The following is a 17,020-nucleotide window of genomic DNA, read 5'->3' as shown; positions in this document are numbered from 1 at the left end:
GAAGGACAATGGCCCATGAACGTCGCCAACCTGCAACTGGAAGGTCTGCTTATGGCGGTCGCTGCCATCAATAACGCCCTGGTCCGGAGGGGCCTTCTTTCGGTTGATGATATCGACATGGCTTTGAAGACCGCGGAGGCCTCGTTCACGGCTGATGAGCGCCTCTTCGAGGACATGTCGCCCGCCAACCGGGACGCAGTCTGTTTTCCTTTGCGGCTTTTGCGGTTGGCTAACACCAAACAGTTCGAAGCGGGTGTGCCACCGTTTGCCGAGCTGGCCAGGCAAGTCGGGATAACCAAGCAGCCCTACAACGATCAGCTGTGAAGGGAGGAAGATAGGCAGGTGCAGGGAATCGTCGTGGTCAACAAGGTGGTCGAATTCCGGGGAGAGGCGGTGACCGCATACCGTGACGGTCACGCACACTGCTGCATGCCGCCGCTTTCGGGGAGGCGGGCCGCGACCCTGGACGCGAGACCATTCCCGCATTGAACCCGTAGCTCTGGCGAAGGCACCACATGGAATATTTTCGAGCACAAGGAACATGTCAGCCCACGGGTGTTTAGGCCGGAATGACAATCATCGCCGTCACGACAATGAACTACCCTCTCGCCGACTTCCCTGGCCCGAAGCGACGCAGGCTCTCAGCAATTGCGCGACTGGAACGAAGCCGCGGCAAGTGGCTGGCGCAGAACCGGATCCACATGACCGGTAAGCAGAAACAGGAGCCGGTCGCTGGCAGCGAACCACAATGCGGCTGCCATGAGCCGTGCGGTTCCAGATGGTTGGCTGCATTCCAAGATCGACAGCAACCGAAACAACAAGCGCCTTTAGGGTCTGCCTGCGCGCGTGGCCTCGAAAGCCTTGGCCATGAACGATGACCCTGTAGATTCGCTCGCCAACGCAATTCACCACCGCAGCGCAATTCTGTTTGTTGGGGCAGGGGTGTCGATCAGTGTTGGACTCCCTTCTTGGGAGAAGCTGATAGAGCGGATGGCAAAGGAGCTCGGTGTCGACGACGAATTTTCCATGCGACGCGATCGTTTTCAAACCCTGGCCGAGTATTATCGGATCAAGCATGGCAGCATCGGGCCACTTCGCAGTTGGATGGACCGAAATTGGTCTGTCCCCAAGGACCGGATCGAGAAATCCGAGTTGCATCGTCTCATCGTGAAGCTCGATTTCCCTGTCATCTACACAACCAATTATGACCGGAACCTGGAACTGGCTTACGAAATATACGGTCGGGACTACGTGAAAGTGGCCAATGCACGCGATGTAGCGCAGGCCCGCCAAGGCGTTACCCACATCGTCAAATTCCATGGTGATTTCGACGAGGATTCTTCCCTCGTCCTCACCGAAACGGACTACCTTGATCGTCTCTCCTTCAATTCTCCGCTGGACGTGCGTTTTCGCTCGGATGCACTCGGCAGCACGATCCTCTTCATTGGCTATAGCCTTTCCGACCCAAACATTCGGTTGTTGCTGCACCGTCTCTGGCAGACGTGGCATCGGTCCGGCTATGAGAAAGATCGCCCGCCGTCGTTCATCTTCATGACCAGCCGAAACCCTGTGGAGGAGGCCGTGCTTGGACGTTGGGGCATTTCGGTCGTCGTCGGCGAAATCGACGAGCCGCAAGCTGCTTTGGTGGACTTCCTCAGCCGGCTGGCGGAGATGGTTGGGGACAGAGCCGAGCCTGGAGAGACGACCCATGAGGGAACCGTCGTCAGACAAAGAGCGATTGAAACAGTCAGATCAAGGGGCAGCTAGGCGGGCTCTCAAGGAACGCCGTACGGCAGAGAACGTCGTTCCAGAGGCGATCATAGCCAGTTTGTGTGGCCAGTTTGAAAATCGCATCCCATAGAGCATGCGATCTCCCATGTGAGCTTTCAACTATTCTGGCGGAGGCGCTGGAACATTCTCGCATCAACGAGCTTCGAAGGGGGCACTGTTCCCGTTCAGTGTGTTTTCCCCCTGTGAGACTGCCCGCCGCCGAAAGGTGGCGGGCTTTTTTGTTGGGACGCAACCTTGGACATTATAGCGACTTTGGCCGGACACGCGCAGCGTCGCTTCCCATCATCGGTGCCCGAAGTTGGCGACAGCTTCGAAGTCCTCCCGATGCGATCGCAATTTTTGGGATAGATGTTCGTGTGGTGCCTGTCGGCGACCTGGACGCTGCCTACCAGAACCGGCCTCCTCCGGTCCGAACCACGGCGCTGGAACCCTTGTGAAAAGATCGATGTTCGGCATGCAGCTTGGCCTGCACAGCCAAGCGGTCTGGTGCGGCCCGTCGCCGCCTGGTCCGTTCAGCGGCGGGCCTTTGTGTGGTGATGACGCCACCGGCATTATTTGGCCAAGCTGGGAACCTGTGTCGCGAATCAAAGTTTGGGTGGCAGCTTGGCTTACAACCCCGGGCCAAGTGGTCTCAAAGCAAGACCCGTCATTGCTGATCAATGACGGGTCTTCGCTGTGCATCGATCGATTGACCAACATCCCGAAGCTCAGCGCCGCGCCCCGTCCTTCGCACAGAGCGTTGGCGTCACACGCCTGTCATGGGACGAGCTTATTCGCTGAAGAACCGGCCTGCGGCCAGCGACCTGCGTTTTTAGGATGGCTCGACGCCGAGGTCGGTCCGCTCCTGCCTACCTGGCTGCCGTTGCCGGTCGGAGGGCGGGAGAGGAATGACCTCCTGCTCACTGCGCCCGGCAGCTTCGCCGAGTTTGTATGCCGCATATAAGGCGCCGATTCTGACTAGCCAACGGATCATCGCGATCTCCTTTGGCGCCAGAACACAGCGGCTTTCGATATGTTCCACATGCTGGAAGCGCCACCCTCCGCATCGTGCAGAATGGCGAGTGCTACAGACCATCGCGGCATGCCGACGTTTGGCATGTCTATCAGTGTCGATGCTCTCATCAACGCCTCGGCAATCTTTATCATTTCATCTCGGCCATCGTAATCTGTGCGCCGCGGCAAGGTGCTTGCAGCGGATGAAGGCCGCTCGATCATGTGGCGGCCGCTACGGGACGCCGTCCTAAACGTGAAGCCAGGCTCAAACGAACCTCCTCGGTTTTATGAACCAAAGCTCTGCCGTCGTCGCTGTCATGCAACGAGATGGTCAGAAAACGAGTGATCGAACCAAGCATCAGCCGGACGTGCTGGCAGGCGAACACTCTTCCGCTGCCTCGTCGGTTACCCTTCCCGTCCCGGTGGAGCGTCACTGGCCTTGTCGTTGCCTTGTAAGCTGGGGCACTCGCGCGGCCTCGTTGTCCCTCGCTGCGAGACTGTCGTCAGACGCTTGGTATATCTGTCGAACAATTCCACCTTTTCTGGATAGGTAAGGCGGTGTAAACGCTGGCAACCTTCGCACCGATAGTGGGCGGCAGCGATGAACCAACGCCCCGGTTTGATGAAAGCCGTTCCGCATGCCGGACATTCGAGCGTCATCTCAATCGAAGACAGTGTCTGGGGGAGCGGCATCAGGTCCCGTGGCTCAAACCGCCGCCGCCAGAAGCAGCGTTATACCCACGACCGTCGACCCACAGATCGTCGCTAGAAGCACAATCGGCCGCGGATACTCGGTGGGTGCTGCGCTGGTGAGGTCGGAACCTCGAAATCTCACGGCGCTGGGCGACTGGACGTCGGCAGCGGTAGACTTGTCATTGCACGCTAGCACAGAAAGACGCTGGGCGATATCGGCGGCGATGAGAGGATCGTCCGACACCAACTTCGACCAGTCCGAAACAGTGCCGATTTCGTGATGCAACATCGTTCCCTCCCAGGTGATCGCACAACTGCGAGATCTGACCTTTGTTCCTTTGATTTTTGCGAGGGGGGGAAGTCGCGCCCGCTGCCTCGATGGACGGCGGGTCACATGCGACTGATCGCTATTTCCGGGGCTCCGGGAACTTGATTATCGTCGCGCTGTCTTCCGGCTCCAGCGGCTCGTGGCCAGGCCGTTCGTGCCACATGACTTGCCGCAAATCGGTCTGATCGACTTTCTGGCCGCAAGATGGACACGCGTAGAAGCGGTCCTTTTCGCGAATGCAATTACCCCCGTTGCGGGGGATGCGAGGTCCAAGGTCAGACAGTTTTGTCATGGCGACGAAAATCACCGCCGGAGGAAAAAGTTCCCGCCATTTCAGCAAAAACCAACGGAACACTCTTTGGCGCCCGAGGTTCGATGAGCTGAAAGCATCGTGACTGCATGGACGCTTCCGCCAGCCCATCGACAGCCTCTATGGCACGATCCACGATGCCATCTCCACTACGATCCTGGTTTGACCGGATGATGCTCGCGGCCGCAGGTTCCTCGACGATTGGATCGCGAGCCATCTGCCGTTTCCAGAACCGGCTCCCCCCATGGCTGCCAGCGACCTTGCGGACCAGCCGCCGGTGATGCCGGTACCAAGCCTGACGAGGTCAATGAAGAAGTCAGGAGCGTATCCGAAGTAATGTTCAAACGATGCATACAGCAACGACGCCTCACCGGCTTGACCGGTTTCTTGGCTCGCCCCTTTAGGTGGGCCGTGGGTCAAGTGGATTGCTAATACGAGGCTCAAGGACCTTTATCGTTATGCTTGTCTCTGCCGGCTGCGCCACATTCTATTGGTGGTGGAGAGACTGCTATGCCCTTCAGGGCGGGCTAGCGATGGAGCGCCTTCGAAGGTGAAAGCAATTCCCGCGTCCTCAAACGCCTGACGCATGGCCGCGATCTTGTGGGGACGCGGATTTCGAATACCGTTCTCAAAATCTCTGATCGTCATTTCGCTAACGCTCGCTTTTGCGGCAAGCCGTACTCGCGGCCAGTTCAGCAGGGCGCGTGCTGCTCTCGATTGAGCTGGTGAAAGTTGGGTTCGGTTGTCCATAGGATTTGAACATTCGATACGTCTAAAATGTTCCTTCGATCTATGCGACGATCGAAGGATCGAGCAATTCCCGTCGCGGGGGACGTCACGAGCGATGTCTCAGCAATGCATGCGACAGGCAATAGGCGGGCACCGGGACGGGGGGCAAGCAGTGGGCGCCTGAAGCGAGCGCTGCGGGTTGGCGGGCGTCCGCCGCTATCGCAACCAACCCTGTTGCGGCTCGTTGACCTATGCTGGTTGGTCCCAGCACACTCCAGAACCTGCCCGCCACTTCGCGGTGGCGGGCTTTTTTTGAATCAGCGGAACCTGATATGTCGCGGCAGGTTGGAAAAGCGGCAGCGTCCCCCGCTGCCGGTCGAGGTCCCCAAGCCTCGTCCGGGTCCGCCTCTACCCGCAAGTGGGGCGGACCCACTAAATATGTTGCGGATCAAGGCGACCTGGTTTCCGAAAGCCGTTATTGCTGGTCGTTGACGGGCGTTCAAGCTGGCGCTGCTACACACCTCCTGGCAAGCACTCTATCTTGTCTGGGCCCGACTAAAGCCCGACATGGAATCGCAAAGGTCTGACCTGTGAAACAATGAAGCCTTTTCCACATTTGGAAATGTGACCGTCGATCATCGTCCCTTCATCGTCGGTTGGTTGATACCCGCCACGGCTCGCTTGGCGTGGCGGGTACTCATTCATGGAGAGCGTATGCAGCCTGGTGAGATCATCGCGAATGTGTTTGCAGCGGGGTTGGTAAGCGTCCTGGTAGCAGTCGTTTTCCTGATTTTCGGGAACCCGCTCTGGCCTGAACGACACGTCCGGATGGTCATCATCCCGCCTGTCCATAGAATGACAACCACCGCTATCAAAAATGCCTGGCCAAACCTGCCGGACAAAATTGATTTGAACGTTTCGCGCCCGAGGCCGGCCACCGATGAGCGGATCTGAAGCGTCCTTCGAAGCGCACTGACCTGGAGCGCTATGGCGCGCGCCCTGTGCTAGGGTGGCCGGTCAGCTTTCCGGTCTAGACTGAAGTGCATTGTGGATATGTGTTGCTGCGGTGGCGGCATGGCCAAACGCAACGGCAATTTGATTGAGGCCCTCAGCCACGTCTCCAATGGCATAGAGACCCGCAGTCGACGTTTCGAGGTGTCGGCTGACCAGAACATATCCTTGCGCGTCACACTCTGCACCGAGTGCGACGGCAAGTTCAGAGCGCACATCAGACCCCATTGCGGGGTACACCACATCCAATTCCCGCATTGGCGCACCGTCGGCCATGACAACGCCGAACCCGGTTGCTCGAGCAACAAGATCCTCGACGGTGTCCCAGATTTCGATGCCGCCTGCCGAGGCCATGCCGCGGGCGGCATCGGAAATATCCTCCGGATAGTTGGCAAGCAAGGTAACCTGACCGCTGTACTCCTTCAAAAACAGGGCTTCCTTGAGCGCCAGATGCTCTGGGCCGACGACGCCGATGCGCTTGCCCACGGCCTCATAGGCGTCGCAGACCGGACACAGTCGGACGGTGCCGGCCGCGACGGCCTCCTCCAGCCCTTCTATTGCCGGGGCCTTGTCCACGATCCCGGTTGCAAGAACCACGCGCCTTGCTCGGATGGTCCCGAAGGTGGTCGTCAGCACAAAGGTCCCGTCGCGCTTCTTGGCGCCCGCTACACGACCGTCCACTACGCCTGCACCGTATCTCTGTGCCTGGGCTTTGAGACGGCCGAGCAACTCTGACCCGCCTACGCCGTCCGGGAAGCCAGGACAGTTATGCGATTTTGGAATGAGCTTGGCTCGTGCGTCGCCAGCGTCGACCACGATCACCGAATGCAGGAATCTGGCCAGATACATGCCTGCCGCAAGTCCTGCGGGGCCGCCGCCGACAATAGCCACGTCGAATTCATGACCGGGGGAAGAAATTGGCATTTCGCCCAACATTGCAAACAGGATCTTGTTCCCTGCTTTGGCAGAGGGGATGAGCGACGGTCAGGCCTCCAAACGTGATTTACGCGGCAACTCGTCGAGGTCCCTTTCACCGGGCGATGGCGCGCGCCTCAATCTGATTTGCGCAGTCTTCGCCATCAAGCGATTCCAGCTTCTGCAAATCAGGCTTCAATTCGAGGTGCCCGAAAATGCCGACATGGCATTTCACAGGCCAACTTGTTAGACCTGCGACCGTGCGCATTTCCCAAGCCGACGCGATTCGAATCGGATCGACCTGCCGGGAAAACCCACCTGATAGCCCCGTCCTTCCGATCCGGAGGGCGCAATGCCGATCGTCTGAAGGGCCGCTCAAATTTACTGACCCAGTCGAGGTGCAGACTATCATAGTTGATTGTTGCTGCCGGTGACCTCGCGTAATCAAAGGCTCACGAGGCTTTCCAACAGAGGACGGTATGTTGTATCCAGGTCGATTTTTGGAACCGAGCGATATTGTGATGCTTGCCCGTGTTTGTGCGACGGTCTGCGAACAGCGCGGCGTACCTGTTGCTTCGTGGGCCGGAGAACGGACAGCTGCGCACGTACTCAGGCTGTTTCTGAACGGCTTGACTGGGGAGAATGAGCTGATCGATGCTGAGAAGAACTGGGCTCGCGGGAGTGATCTGGCTTTCGAGGGGGCTCCTGTCAGCTACGAAAACAAAAGAGAGGCCGCGTGATTCAAGCTTCCTGAGAATCGAATGTAGCCAAGAAAACTGCTCGCCCACGGGTCAGGCACCAGAGGCACCTCCCTGCATATCGGGGGTGTTGCTGTGGCACTTCAGGTGAGAAAAAGATCTCCGCACGCCGCCCGATCCGTGGTCTCCGGGCGGTTTTCCAGGTGGACTCGACATGAGGCAAGCGCATCCTTTTTGATCCCGGCTCGGCCTTCCTGGTTTGGGGCTGAAGCGTCGGATTGGTCAGAGCACATCGATGTCTGTCAAAGTCCGAAGACCGCTTCGTAAAATCCGTTTCTAAACGCTGCCGATCCGCTCCTGGCCCAACGCCGCCGGACCGCTTTGCGCCCCGCAATGAGCGAAGCAACAAAAGGGGCGGTTTGGGGTTTCTCATTAGTCGCACTGGCGCCGGGGCCTTCGAAGACATGACTACGCCGCAAATTTTGTCGTTTGCCGTAACCTTCGTGATGATGGCAGCGTTCGTGTGGGGTCGCTATCGATATGATCTGGTCGCGGCTGTGGCACTGTTGCTTGCTCTCGCGGTTGGCATAGTGCCTTTTGACGAAGCCTTCAGCGGGTTCAGCGACGATATCGTGGTTATTGTCGGCAGTGCTCTGCTGGTGAGCGCAGGGATAGCACGCTCGGGAATCATGGAGGCAGCGATCAAGCGCTTTGCTCCGAAATTATCGGGAGTTCGGTCGCAACTGGCGCTGCTGGTGATCGTGGTCACGATCCTCTCTGCCTTTGTAAAGAATATCGGGGCGCTCGCTATTATGATTCCGATCGCCTTCCAGTTCGCGCGCCGGTCTAACATTTCACCCTCGATATTCCTGATGCCCATGGCATTCGGGTCACTGCTCGGCGGACTAATGACGCAGGTGGGAACATCACCCAACATCGTAGTGTCCCGAGTGCGAGAGGAGCTGATCGGAACCGCCTTCACAATGTTCGACTTCACACCTGTTGGAGCTGCCATAGCCGCTGCCGGAACGATCTTCCTGCTGTTTTTCTATTGGTTGTTGCCGGTGCGCGAAAAGCATGGCGGGTCACTGAATGAAGCCCTCGACATCAAGAATTACCTTACAGAGGCTCGAATTGTCGCCGACTCCACGGTGCTCGGGAAAACCGTCGCAGACCTCATGAAGCTCGCCGGGGGCGATGCAATCGTGACGTCGATCCTGCGCAATCGCACGATGCGGATGACGCCACTGCCCGACGTGGTCCTCAAGGTGGATGACATCCTGTTGCTCGAGGGCGACCCAGAAGCGCTGGATCGCCTTGTCTCCCAGGGCAGGCTCAGCGTGACCGGGGATAGGGGCGGTGGTGACGACACCACCAACGAAATGGTCGCTATCGAAGCCGTAATCGGTGAAAGCTCCTCTTTGATCGGCTGGACCGCCCAGCGCCTTGCCCTTTACGATCGCTTCAATGTCAACCTCCTGGCCGTCAGCCGTCGTGGGGAGCGCCTCGACCGCAGGCTGGCCGCAGTCGAGCTGAGGCTCGGGGACGTTGTCGTCTTGCGGGGCAGTGCAGCGAGGATGCCCGAGATACTTCGTGAACTCGGCTGCTTACCGCTGGCAGAAAGGGCTATCCTTCTTGGTAGCGTCCGCAAGGGTATCGTGCCGGTAGTGGTCCTTGCTCTCGCCATGGTGGCGACGGCGTTTGGGCTGCTGCCAGTGTCCGTCGCTTTTTTCGCGGCCGCGGTCGCGATTGTGCTTTTCAAGGTCATTCCGCTCCGCGATGTTTACCAATCGCTCGATGGGCCTATCCTCGTCATGCTCGCCGTTCTCATTCCAGTGAGCGATTCACTACGCAGTACAGGAGCTACGGGAGTAGTTGCCGGCGAGCTTGCTAGACTGGGGACCCTCCTTCCGGCGTCCGGCGCTCTGACGCTCATCCTTGTCGCCGCCATGGCCGTTACGCCATTCCTCAACAATGCCGCCACCGTCCTTGTCATGGCGCCTATCGCCGCCGAATTTGCTAGTGATCTGGGCTACAGGCCCGAACCGTTTTTGATGGCTGTCGCCATTGGCGCCGGCTGTGATTTTCTCACCCCGATCGGACACCAGTGCAACACGCTTGTCATGGGGCCGGGTGGCTACCGCTTCAGCGACTATCCGCGTCTGGGACTGCCCCTGTCTTTCCTCGTAGTCATTGTTGCTGTGCCGCTGCTTATGATCGTCTGGCCAATGAACTGACATCCGATATTCGGATGCCTTCTTGGAAATCCCACACGACACCACATTCGTGAATGAGGTCGCCGCGCAAGCCTGACGCGGGCTGGCCAACCTGCGGTCAGTGTCGCCAGCAGTTCCCCTCTCGTCCCGCCCGCGGCAACAGAAACTGTGTTCCGGCCGCTCTATCGGGGCAAAGGGAAAGCCAGCAAACAAACCTTAGGCCATGGACTATACACCGCAGCGAGATTGTCAGGGGCTTGGGGGAGCATTGACGTCGTTTCTCACCTAGGAAAAGCCGGTTCACCTTCGTGATGACGACAGGCCGATAAATGTTTCTTCGAGAATACGAGGCCCTTTCGGGCTGCGATCAGCATCACAAGTCGTGTGTTGCTCAGCGGCAGGGCCCTGGTGAACTGCAAGTCGTCGCGACGACCATTCGACCTTGGTGCTACCTGAGATACCAGCGTTGCACATCGCGCAGGAAGGACGAGGGCGGCTGTTAGCCGCCCAGTCATTTCATCTCACACGTTGCGACGACCTCTGGCGCTTTCCAGGTCATCACCTGTGTAGACTTCGTCCGTTGGATCGAAGCCGGTCCAACCGCCCGCTTCGTATTCGGTTCGCCGATGGGCTATGTCGACGGAATTATATTGCTTCAGTATCTGTTCCGCGTCGGGGACAAGGTCGTCTTCGACCCTGGCTATAACCATTGTTCCCCCGCGCCGAACGCCTTCGGCATAAACATGTGCGTCGCTTTCCGGCACACCGGACTCTGTCATCGCGCCGATGATGCCGCCAGCTGCGCCACCGACCACGGCACCGCCGACAGCGCCGACCGCAGTCGCTGCCAGCCAGCCCGCGGCAACCACGGGGCCGAGACCAGGTATGGCCATCAGGCCAAGGCCGGTGAGCAGGCCGCCGGCCCCGCCGACTACGGCGCCGACACCAGCCCCTGCTGCCGCATCCTCGCCAGCCTCCGACGCTTCGCCCGTAAGCCGGCCGCCCGAATTACCCGCCACGATGCTAATATCGTCGTGCGGAACGCCCGTGGCTTCAAGCTCGCCCACAGCGTCGCTTGCTTGATCATAATTGTCGAAGAGGCCTGTTACGGTTTTCATCTGATTTGTCCTTGGTTGGTGATCAATTCTTGCCGGCAACGACGTTGCCTTGAAAGTCGAGGGCGATGGGTGCTGCTTTGCCGTCCTTGCTCGCCGTTCCACGCCAGATGCCCTTGTCATCCTTCGTCAGGGCGGAGACGTCCGAGTAGCCCGCCTTCTCGATGGCGTTCTTGGCCTGGTCCTCGGTGAAGCTGTTGGCGCCAGGCACCGGTGCCACAGAATTTGTGGCGTCCGCATCGGACGCGGCTGGCGCGGAACTGTCGGGGGCAGGAGCGACAGCCGCGACCTTGCCAATCATCTCCTGATGCATCTTGAGTGTCGGCAACGTCTCGCTTGCAAACGACTTGAGAGCGGAATTGTCGCCTTCCTTGGCGTAGCTTTCGAACATGCTTACAGCATCGGCATGCGCCGTCTTCTGCATGTCGGCATAGGTTGCATCGACTGGCGCCGCAGCTGACTGCAACTTGTCGACTTCGTTCTTGTGGGCAGCGTCGAGGTCGGCGGGCACCTGCAATTTCTGTTCGCCGGCAATACTCTCGAGTTTGGCGTTCGCAGCACCGTGGTCGGAGATCATCTTCTGCGCGAAATCCTTAAGGGTCGGATCCTGGAGCTTGCTTTGAGCGACCTTGCTGGACTGCACTTCGAACATCCCGCCGATCGCGGCCTTCGTGACGAAGTCCTGGGCCGTCTCTGCTGACAAGGCGGGCAGCACAGCGGTCATTGCGGTCGCGATCGACAGCGATGCCATGCGTAGTTTGGTTCTCATGCTTAGGTTCCTTGGTTGAGGAGGACGATGAACTCCAATCTCCCGGCGCCATCTTTGTTCCGGGCCTTGATAAATGTCGGATATTTTCGGGGCGCCATTCCCGCCGTCACGAGCTGGGCGGAGTGACACCGATCCCAGATTGTCCAGGAACCCCAGACCGATCGAAGAGTTGCCATTGCTCGCAGAGGGGACCTGATGGCGGAAAAAATCCAACGGTGAGTTTGGTATGCTTGCCGGCAAAGAGCCTGAAGCAGACGGGACGGCCGACCAGAAGATCACCACACGGCGGAAAGACGTCGGTAGCGCCACAGATTGCGCTTACCCAGGCATCCCGGCGGTGTCAGCAGGTCGACATGCGTGACCTTCGCCAAGTAAATTGCCGGCCAAGGCTCGTTTCTGAGGGTTAGCTTGTGAAAGCCCGCCGCCCCATTTGCGAAGCGGCGGGCTTCATCCGCCCCAACTTGTCAATGCAACTTTGATGCCAAACCTTTTTGGCTCTTGATAGGACAGTGGGCCCCTCCGACAGCGGTCAAAGAGACATCCAAAATGCCAGCAGCAGGGCGCATAAGGACGAGACGAGGGCAGCGGTGGCAAAAAACACGCCCTGCCAATCTGGCGGTGGCTCGGATATCAACTTGTCGGGGGGCGGCTGATTGTCATTCATGAAAGCAATTGCGACGCCAAGTGTAGTTCCCCCTGATCCTTCAGGTTGTCGGCGGAAATGCTCGTCGCCTACCGAAGACCAAAAAAACTCAAAATCGCCAAGACGACGACCACCGCACCAACGAGCCAAATGAGATTGTTCATGATCTCTCTCCTGTTGCTTTCGAAAGTTCGCGCCTGGCAGCCCCGACTGTTCGGGACGCTTCTTCTTCGAGTTTTACAAGCTTCTCCCTGATCTCGTCCGGCTCCGCATGCTCCAATCCGACAACGTCGTTCCTGGTTTCGTTCAGTGAAACGATGATCTCGTCGAGTTTTGCGTGAATGGCGGCGGTATCGCGATAGCCTTGTAGAAGGACAACACCGGTGATCACGATGGCGGCAACCGACAGGGCATAGGTGACCGCATTTGTCAGTCCAAAAGGCACCAGGGCGGTGCACAAAACCATTGCCACGAGCATGACATAGAAGCCTGGCGGCCGAGATAGGAAGTCGGAGGCTGCGAAAAGGAACCGATTCATATGCTGGCCAAGGTCATCAAGGCGACCAGTGCGGTAATCGCCACACAAACAGGCACCGCCGCCAGCAGGCCTGCCTCTAAGATCCGACTCTCCTTGTCGCGCAACATCAGGTCACCTACTGCAGGTTAAAGATACAGGGGTTCGGCGTCGGAAGGGACGTTGCTGCGCCGATCCACCACAGGCCAGCCAAGAACGAGTGCCATCACAGCCGCGAACAACCAGCGTGCTTGGTCCACACTTTATCCATCTGCATTCTTCCAAATTCGAGACACAACAGCCGCGGAAGCCAAGCGTTCCAGCCGCTGCCGCTGACAGGACCAATGCGGTTTCCAGAACCAGACTTAGGTCCCAAGGGGACTAGACCTAAGTACCTAGGGCGGAACGTTTAGGGCGGCTCCATGTTCAACTTGCCGGGCGGCGCGGGACGATGATCGTGTTGCGCCCGTCCCTACAGGAGTGCAGATATGAACATGCTTCTAAAGAACACCGCAGCAGCGATGTTGCTATTGGCTGGGATCGGCTCAGCCGCCGCGGACGACATCATCATCCAGCCGGAACAGGACACCGTCATCCGCGAATATGTGAAGAAGCAGCCCCTGGCGTCGGTCAAGCTCCCCGGCGTGGAACTGAATGTCGGGACAGCCCTGCCGGAAACGGTTGAGATCCATGAGGTCCCCAACGTCAAATATCGCTACGTTGTGGTCGACAACCGCACGGTGCTGGTGGACCCGGGCACCCGGAAAATCATCAAGGTTTATGACTGAACGAACCATCCAACCCCGCCGCCATCGCTGGCGGCGGGGTCGAAGCTTACAAATCTCCACAATCCGGTGACGAGCCTTGAGTCCCGACATCGCAACCTTCCAAAGGTCCGGCTTCATGGATGATGGTCGCGGCCAGGCAGAGTTTTCCGCTCAACAAGCCAGTCCAGGAGCTCAAGGACTTTCAGGGCAAGATCTGTGCACGAGTAATACGCTTTATGGCGCTCCTGCCTCCGGGTGACCAGACCAGATTCTCGCATCATGCCGAGATGCTGGGAGAGTGCTGAGTTGCTAAGCCCCAATCGCGGCGCCAGATCAGAAACGGACATTTCTCCGTCAGCAAGAATCATTAGAGCGAGAAGGCGCTTTTCATTAGCCATGGCAGCGAGCAGCTCGGCGGATGGCGCATAAATGCTGGGCTTTTCGGGATTCATGATGTTCCCCTCGCTCACGCGTCGAGCGCGCCTTGCGCCGGCCTCCCTTAACGGCAGCGGCGGGCGCCCCAATGAGGATGTGCCGGGATCGTCGCGTGCCCGGCGCGCTAGAACTATTAGCGTGGTGTATGTTCCATCAGAAGGGCGTCGCTGTCTCACGGCCAGCCTCGGCGGCTAAGCGCCTTAGCTCCTGGATCGGCCTTTCTTCGAAGCCTGGGGACCCTTGGCTTCGGCAGCAAGGCGTTGTTCTCGAAGTCGCGCAGTTTTCAAATAACGCGCCTCTCTCTCGGCCGCGTTAGCAACTTTTGCCTCGCGGTCTGCGCGCTCCAATCGGTCTTTGTCGACGCTTCGCTGGGACACTTTTGCCTCCTACCAGAAGACCGTTGAATTTACTGTTCGCTAAATTGTTCCCGTCAATCGGCGACTGCCTTCCTGACGCATGCCGACCCAGCCGCCGTCCGCAGCACCGATGGCCACGACGATCTCGTCGGCAGCCGGGCCGTCTGCGATCTGAAAATTGGCGGTGATGAAGTGTGAGCGGCGACCGTTCTCGCTCTTGTGCATCATCGGAAGCGACAGCAGCGCGCCAGGCGCGCTGCGTGTGTTGCAGAATTCGAGATAGGTCGTGCCGCCCACGAGGTGAAGGAAATTGCTTCTCGCCTCGCGGATAATGGCGTCATTAACATGGGCTAATGCGAGAGACCCTCCGAGAGGGTATTGGAGAGCTTAGCGAAAGGGCTGAACGATGACGATAGTCGAACTGGCTTTCGATTTGCTTGCGAAGAAGCTCGCCGCCCGCACCGGCATTTCCAGCGAAGAAGCTAGTGACCTCGTCGCCACTATGGGAGCTGATTGGTCGTCACTCGTGCGAGCAGCAAGGGTAATGAAAAAATACTCCGGTGTTGCCTGACCCGCTCGGCCTGGAAGGACTTCCTCCTCGCATGAGGGCACAAACGACCAGCTTGATGGGACGAATCGTCAGGCCACAACGGAGGCCGCGTGGCACGCGGATTTCCCAGAACGCACTCGATCACCTGCCAAGAAAACATGGCGGTGCGGGTCGCCCCAAACTCCCGACACAACGCCCGACCGCTGCCGAATGTTTCGTGGCCCGGCCCGACGGAGGTTCTCACTTCAGTGGCCTAACGATGCTTCTTGCGACTGCGTCTTGACGCAAGATGCCGCTCTCTCAGTTCCTGTTTTCAATCGGAATGACGCTCCACGCCGCATGAGGAACTGCCGTCATCAGACCAGGTCGTTGGTTTCTCGTTGCCGCCCAAACAGGACGGTCACCCCCAAGACCGATACGAATATTACCTGGTCAAGGTAGTTGCTATGTGGGCCCGCGCCACGGCGGTCAGCGCGGGTCCGTACGCTGCGCTGACCGGCGCTCACTTATCGCCTGCGAGCCACGATATAGATCAGCGCTTGGCGTTGTCACTCTCCGAGTCGGCCCGCGCGAGGAACTGCTCGGCTGTCGCTGGAATATGGCTTTTCAACCAGTCCGCCATCGCAACTTCCTCACGCAGATTCTCTTCGCAGAGCTGGGCGACCTCTGCTTCGCCTAGCGATTTGGCGGCGGCGATCAGGATTGTGTAGGAGGCGATTTCCATGTGCTCGAACGTGTAGCTTGCAAGCGATCCCTTCATCACTTCGTCCCCGGCGAACACCCCACTGAGCGACTGCGCCATTGCCGTCAGCTTGCCGCCGGCATCCTTCAGTGTGGAAGATCCTTGTCCGATGCGGTCAAGACAGGTTTCCAGCCGAGCAGCCTGCTGTCTGGTCTCCTGGATGTGCTGGCGAATCCGCTCGCTGAGCTCAGGATAGTTCTCTATCCGGTTCAGTTGCCCATTCAACATGGTTTCGGCCTGCTCCTCCATGGCGTGAGCATCCCTGAGCCATTGGACAAGCCATTCGCGTGATTCTGACATTTCATACCTCCTTCATGGGTCGGCCAGAACTTTCAAAGGGAGATATTGTTCCTCATCGGTTGCTGCCGAGTCAGCCTGTATTGCAGGCTCCTCGAGGTAGGCGCTGCAAGCGGGCGCTTGGCACCAGGAGAGAGTGGCGGGCGACGGGCATGGTCGCGGTGTCGGCGTTGGCAAAACGCATTCCTGCAGAAATGACGAAGCTGCTGCCTGCCGCGGGTTCCGTGATGGATGATCTCAATGAAGCGTTTCGCGTCGGCTCGCATTCCAATACCCGCGCCGCGATGTGTCAGGCTGTGTCTTGCCCGAGCGCCTTGGCCGTTGCCATTCGTCTTGCAAAATCAGCCCATTGCCGGTGCGCCCCAGCGAGGCCTCCAGGTTCAACAACGGAGATCATATCACGATGGAACGTCACGGCGTTTCGCAGGTTGGTATTGGGGTTTTCGCGCTAGGGAAAGAGCCATGACTTCTTCAGACAAGTCTTCAACTGACATATCACACCGCCCCGAGAAATCGAGCGGCAGGAGCCCGTCAAAGCCGGCGACACCTTCACCGGCCCCAGAGAAAATATCCGGAGCAGGCCCTGCGGTCGCCGAGCATTCGAAAGACGCCAAGGCGCCCAGAGGCGGGCGTCAACCTGGGGCCTATGTCAAGGATTAGATAGCCGAGCTGGGTTGCGTTTGTCTGGCCAATGCAGGAAGCGACGAGGAGGTTTTTATGCAGATGATGGGAGTTGTCGTCAGCCGAGACCAGGCTCCGGTCGTGGAATTTCGGGGCGAGGGAGGCGAGTGTATTACAGTTACCCTGCAGGCCGGGCATACTCTTCCCGACGATGAACTCATTGCAAAGGCCAGGGCCATGATGGTTCAGGTCGCTCAGTTCGGGACGGACCAGATCAACAATGCGGCGATGTCTGACGGGTCGTCGGCCGATGGGGTGATACAATCCGGAATGTCGGGATAGATAGCTTCGCTCGATGCAGGCCTGCTGCAAGGCCACGAGTCGGCAGCGGACGTGCAGTCATCAGCCAGAAGATGGCGAGAGCGGTACGCAGGCAAGGCACGCAGATCGCACCCTCCAGAGCAGCGACACCGGTGATCATCGAAAAGCCGAGCGTGAGCGTTGGGGCTATCAAAGCTATGGAACAA

16 protein-coding genes and 1 pseudogene are annotated in these 17,020 nt (G+C 58.7%); 7 read left to right on the top strand and 10 right to left on the bottom strand.

The annotated features are described in order from the left end of the window. Positions 1-15 precede the first annotated feature (15 nt). Both P3C39_RS29705 and P3C39_RS29700 read left to right on the top strand, forming a co-directional pair. Positions 16-324, top strand: a complete 309-nt coding sequence (locus P3C39_RS29705; RefSeq protein WP_013525091.1) for a hypothetical protein — start codon at positions 16-18, stop codon at positions 322-324. A 543-nt stretch (positions 325-867) separates the two neighbouring features. After that, positions 868-1,767, top strand: a complete 900-nt coding sequence (locus P3C39_RS29700; RefSeq protein WP_024504643.1) for an SIR2 family protein — start codon at positions 868-870, stop codon at positions 1,765-1,767. Between the two features lie 1,723 nt (positions 1,768-3,490). Here P3C39_RS29700 and P3C39_RS29695 read toward each other — a convergent pair. The 3 genes from P3C39_RS29695 to P3C39_RS29685 form a co-directional block, all read right to left on the bottom strand. Beyond that, on the bottom strand, positions 3,491-3,766 hold the full coding sequence (locus P3C39_RS29695; protein WP_013525094.1) for a hypothetical protein: 276 nt from the start codon (positions 3,764-3,766) through the stop codon (positions 3,491-3,493). 314 nt (positions 3,767-4,080) lie between these two features. Beyond that, the gene (locus tag P3C39_RS29690) at positions 4,081-4,332 is read right to left on the bottom strand and encodes a hypothetical protein (RefSeq protein ID WP_024504642.1); all 252 of its coding nucleotides are present in this window, start codon (positions 4,330-4,332) and stop codon (positions 4,081-4,083) included. A gap of 239 nt (positions 4,333-4,571) precedes the next feature. Continuing rightward, positions 4,572-4,865 (bottom strand): helix-turn-helix transcriptional regulator, encoded by a 294-nt coding sequence (locus P3C39_RS29685; RefSeq protein ID WP_013525096.1) that lies wholly within the window; start codon positions 4,863-4,865, stop codon positions 4,572-4,574. 693 nt (positions 4,866-5,558) lie between these two features. On the opposite strand from P3C39_RS29685, the gene P3C39_RS29680 reads away from it, so the two are divergent. After that, complete coding sequence (locus tag P3C39_RS29680; protein WP_013525097.1) at positions 5,559-5,798, top strand: hypothetical protein; 240 nt, start codon at positions 5,559-5,561, stop codon at positions 5,796-5,798. Between the two features lie 63 nt (positions 5,799-5,861). On the opposite strand, the gene P3C39_RS29675 is transcribed toward P3C39_RS29680, so the two are convergent. Next, entirely contained in the window at positions 5,862-6,791 is a 930-nt protein-coding gene (locus tag P3C39_RS29675; protein ID WP_224673150.1) for an NAD(P)/FAD-dependent oxidoreductase, read from the bottom strand. A 1,141-nt stretch (positions 6,792-7,932) separates the two neighbouring features. Here P3C39_RS29675 and P3C39_RS29670 point away from each other — a divergent pair. Beyond that, positions 7,933-9,705, top strand: coding sequence for an SLC13 family permease (locus P3C39_RS29670; protein WP_275954769.1), 1,773 nt, complete (start codon positions 7,933-7,935; stop codon positions 9,703-9,705). A 500-nt stretch (positions 9,706-10,205) separates the two neighbouring features. Here P3C39_RS29670 and P3C39_RS29665 read toward each other — a convergent pair whose 3' ends face one another. The 3 genes from P3C39_RS29665 to P3C39_RS29655 all read right to left on the bottom strand — a co-directional run bounded on the left by P3C39_RS29665 (position 10,206) and on the right by P3C39_RS29655 (position 12,749). Then, positions 10,206-10,802, bottom strand: a complete 597-nt coding sequence (locus P3C39_RS29665) for a hypothetical protein (RefSeq protein WP_013525101.1) — start codon at positions 10,800-10,802, stop codon at positions 10,206-10,208. A 22-nt stretch (positions 10,803-10,824) separates the two neighbouring features. Further along, positions 10,825-11,781: a DUF4142 domain-containing protein gene (locus P3C39_RS29660; RefSeq protein WP_346016456.1), complete on the bottom strand. Its 957-nt coding sequence runs from the start codon at positions 11,779-11,781 to the stop codon at positions 10,825-10,827. Positions 11,782-12,371: 590 nt separating this feature from the next. Next, the gene (locus tag P3C39_RS29655; RefSeq protein WP_063170791.1) at positions 12,372-12,749 is read right to left on the bottom strand and encodes a low affinity iron permease family protein; all 378 of its coding nucleotides are present in this window, start codon (positions 12,747-12,749) and stop codon (positions 12,372-12,374) included. A gap of 464 nt (positions 12,750-13,213) precedes the next feature. Here P3C39_RS29655 and P3C39_RS29650 point away from each other — a divergent pair, with 464 nt between their 5' ends. After that, positions 13,214-13,513, top strand: a complete 300-nt coding sequence (locus tag P3C39_RS29650) for a DUF1236 domain-containing protein (RefSeq protein ID WP_013525105.1) — start codon at positions 13,214-13,216, stop codon at positions 13,511-13,513. Positions 13,514-13,626: 113 nt separating this feature from the next. Here the strand turns inward: P3C39_RS29650 and P3C39_RS29645 are convergent, their stop codons facing one another. Together P3C39_RS29645 and P3C39_RS29640 are read right to left on the bottom strand one after the other, a co-directional pair. Next, entirely contained in the window at positions 13,627-13,944 is a 318-nt protein-coding gene (locus tag P3C39_RS29645) for a metalloregulator ArsR/SmtB family transcription factor (RefSeq protein WP_050596224.1), read from the bottom strand. Positions 13,945-14,394: 450 nt separating this feature from the next. Next, positions 14,395-14,580, bottom strand: a pseudogene (locus P3C39_RS29640) (amino acid synthesis family protein); the annotation flags it as partial. Between the two features lie 109 nt (positions 14,581-14,689). Here P3C39_RS29640 and P3C39_RS29635 point away from each other — a divergent pair. Beyond that, complete coding sequence (locus P3C39_RS29635; RefSeq protein ID WP_164752019.1) at positions 14,690-14,854, top strand: hypothetical protein; 165 nt, start codon at positions 14,690-14,692, stop codon at positions 14,852-14,854. Positions 14,855-15,365: 511 nt separating this feature from the next. On the opposite strand, the gene P3C39_RS29630 is transcribed toward P3C39_RS29635, so the two are convergent. Next, entirely contained in the window at positions 15,366-15,875 is a 510-nt protein-coding gene (locus P3C39_RS29630; RefSeq protein ID WP_024504634.1) for a DUF892 family protein, read from the bottom strand. A gap of 714 nt (positions 15,876-16,589) precedes the next feature. On the opposite strand from P3C39_RS29630, the gene P3C39_RS29625 reads away from it, so the two are divergent. Beyond that, positions 16,590-16,835 (top strand): hypothetical protein, encoded by a 246-nt coding sequence (locus tag P3C39_RS29625; RefSeq protein ID WP_013525108.1) that lies wholly within the window; start codon positions 16,590-16,592, stop codon positions 16,833-16,835. The last annotated feature ends 185 nt before the right edge of the window (positions 16,836-17,020 follow it).

Source organism: Mesorhizobium sp. XAP4 (assembly GCF_029269325.1).
In the GTDB taxonomy this organism is placed as follows: Bacteria; Pseudomonadota; Alphaproteobacteria; order Rhizobiales; family Rhizobiaceae; genus Mesorhizobium; species Mesorhizobium ciceri.
The sequence above is the reverse complement of the archived record's forward strand: the minus strand, read 5'-3'. Positions and strand labels throughout refer to the sequence as shown.

Coding starts and splice junctions, on each gene's coding strand:
- P3C39_RS29705 (WP_013525091.1), top strand. CDS start 16: ATGAACGTCGCCAACCTGCAACTGGAAGGTCTGCTTATGGCGGTCGCT.
- P3C39_RS29700 (WP_024504643.1), top strand. CDS start 868: ATGAACGATGACCCTGTAGATTCGCTCGCCAACGCAATTCACCACCGC.
- P3C39_RS29695 (WP_013525094.1), bottom strand. CDS start 3,766: ATGTTGCATCACGAAATCGGCACTGTTTCGGACTGGTCGAAGTTGGTG.
- P3C39_RS29690 (WP_024504642.1), bottom strand. CDS start 4,332: ATGGCTCGCGATCCAATCGTCGAGGAACCTGCGGCCGCGAGCATCATC.
- P3C39_RS29685 (WP_013525096.1), bottom strand. CDS start 4,865: ATGGACAACCGAACCCAACTTTCACCAGCTCAATCGAGAGCAGCACGC.
- P3C39_RS29680 (WP_013525097.1), top strand. CDS start 5,559: ATGCAGCCTGGTGAGATCATCGCGAATGTGTTTGCAGCGGGGTTGGTA.
- P3C39_RS29675 (WP_224673150.1), bottom strand. CDS start 6,791: ATGTTGGGCGAAATGCCAATTTCTTCCCCCGGTCATGAATTCGACGTG.
- P3C39_RS29670 (WP_275954769.1), top strand. CDS start 7,933: ATGACTACGCCGCAAATTTTGTCGTTTGCCGTAACCTTCGTGATGATG.
- P3C39_RS29665 (WP_013525101.1), bottom strand. CDS start 10,802: ATGAAAACCGTAACAGGCCTCTTCGACAATTATGATCAAGCAAGCGAC.
- P3C39_RS29655 (WP_063170791.1), bottom strand. CDS start 12,749: ATGAATCGGTTCCTTTTCGCAGCCTCCGACTTCCTATCTCGGCCGCCA.
- P3C39_RS29650 (WP_013525105.1), top strand. CDS start 13,214: ATGAACATGCTTCTAAAGAACACCGCAGCAGCGATGTTGCTATTGGCT.
- P3C39_RS29645 (WP_050596224.1), bottom strand. CDS start 13,944: ATGAATCCCGAAAAGCCCAGCATTTATGCGCCATCCGCCGAGCTGCTC.
- P3C39_RS29635 (WP_164752019.1), top strand. CDS start 14,690: ATGACGATAGTCGAACTGGCTTTCGATTTGCTTGCGAAGAAGCTCGCC.
- P3C39_RS29630 (WP_024504634.1), bottom strand. CDS start 15,875: ATGTCAGAATCACGCGAATGGCTTGTCCAATGGCTCAGGGATGCTCAC.
- P3C39_RS29625 (WP_013525108.1), top strand. CDS start 16,590: ATGCAGATGATGGGAGTTGTCGTCAGCCGAGACCAGGCTCCGGTCGTG.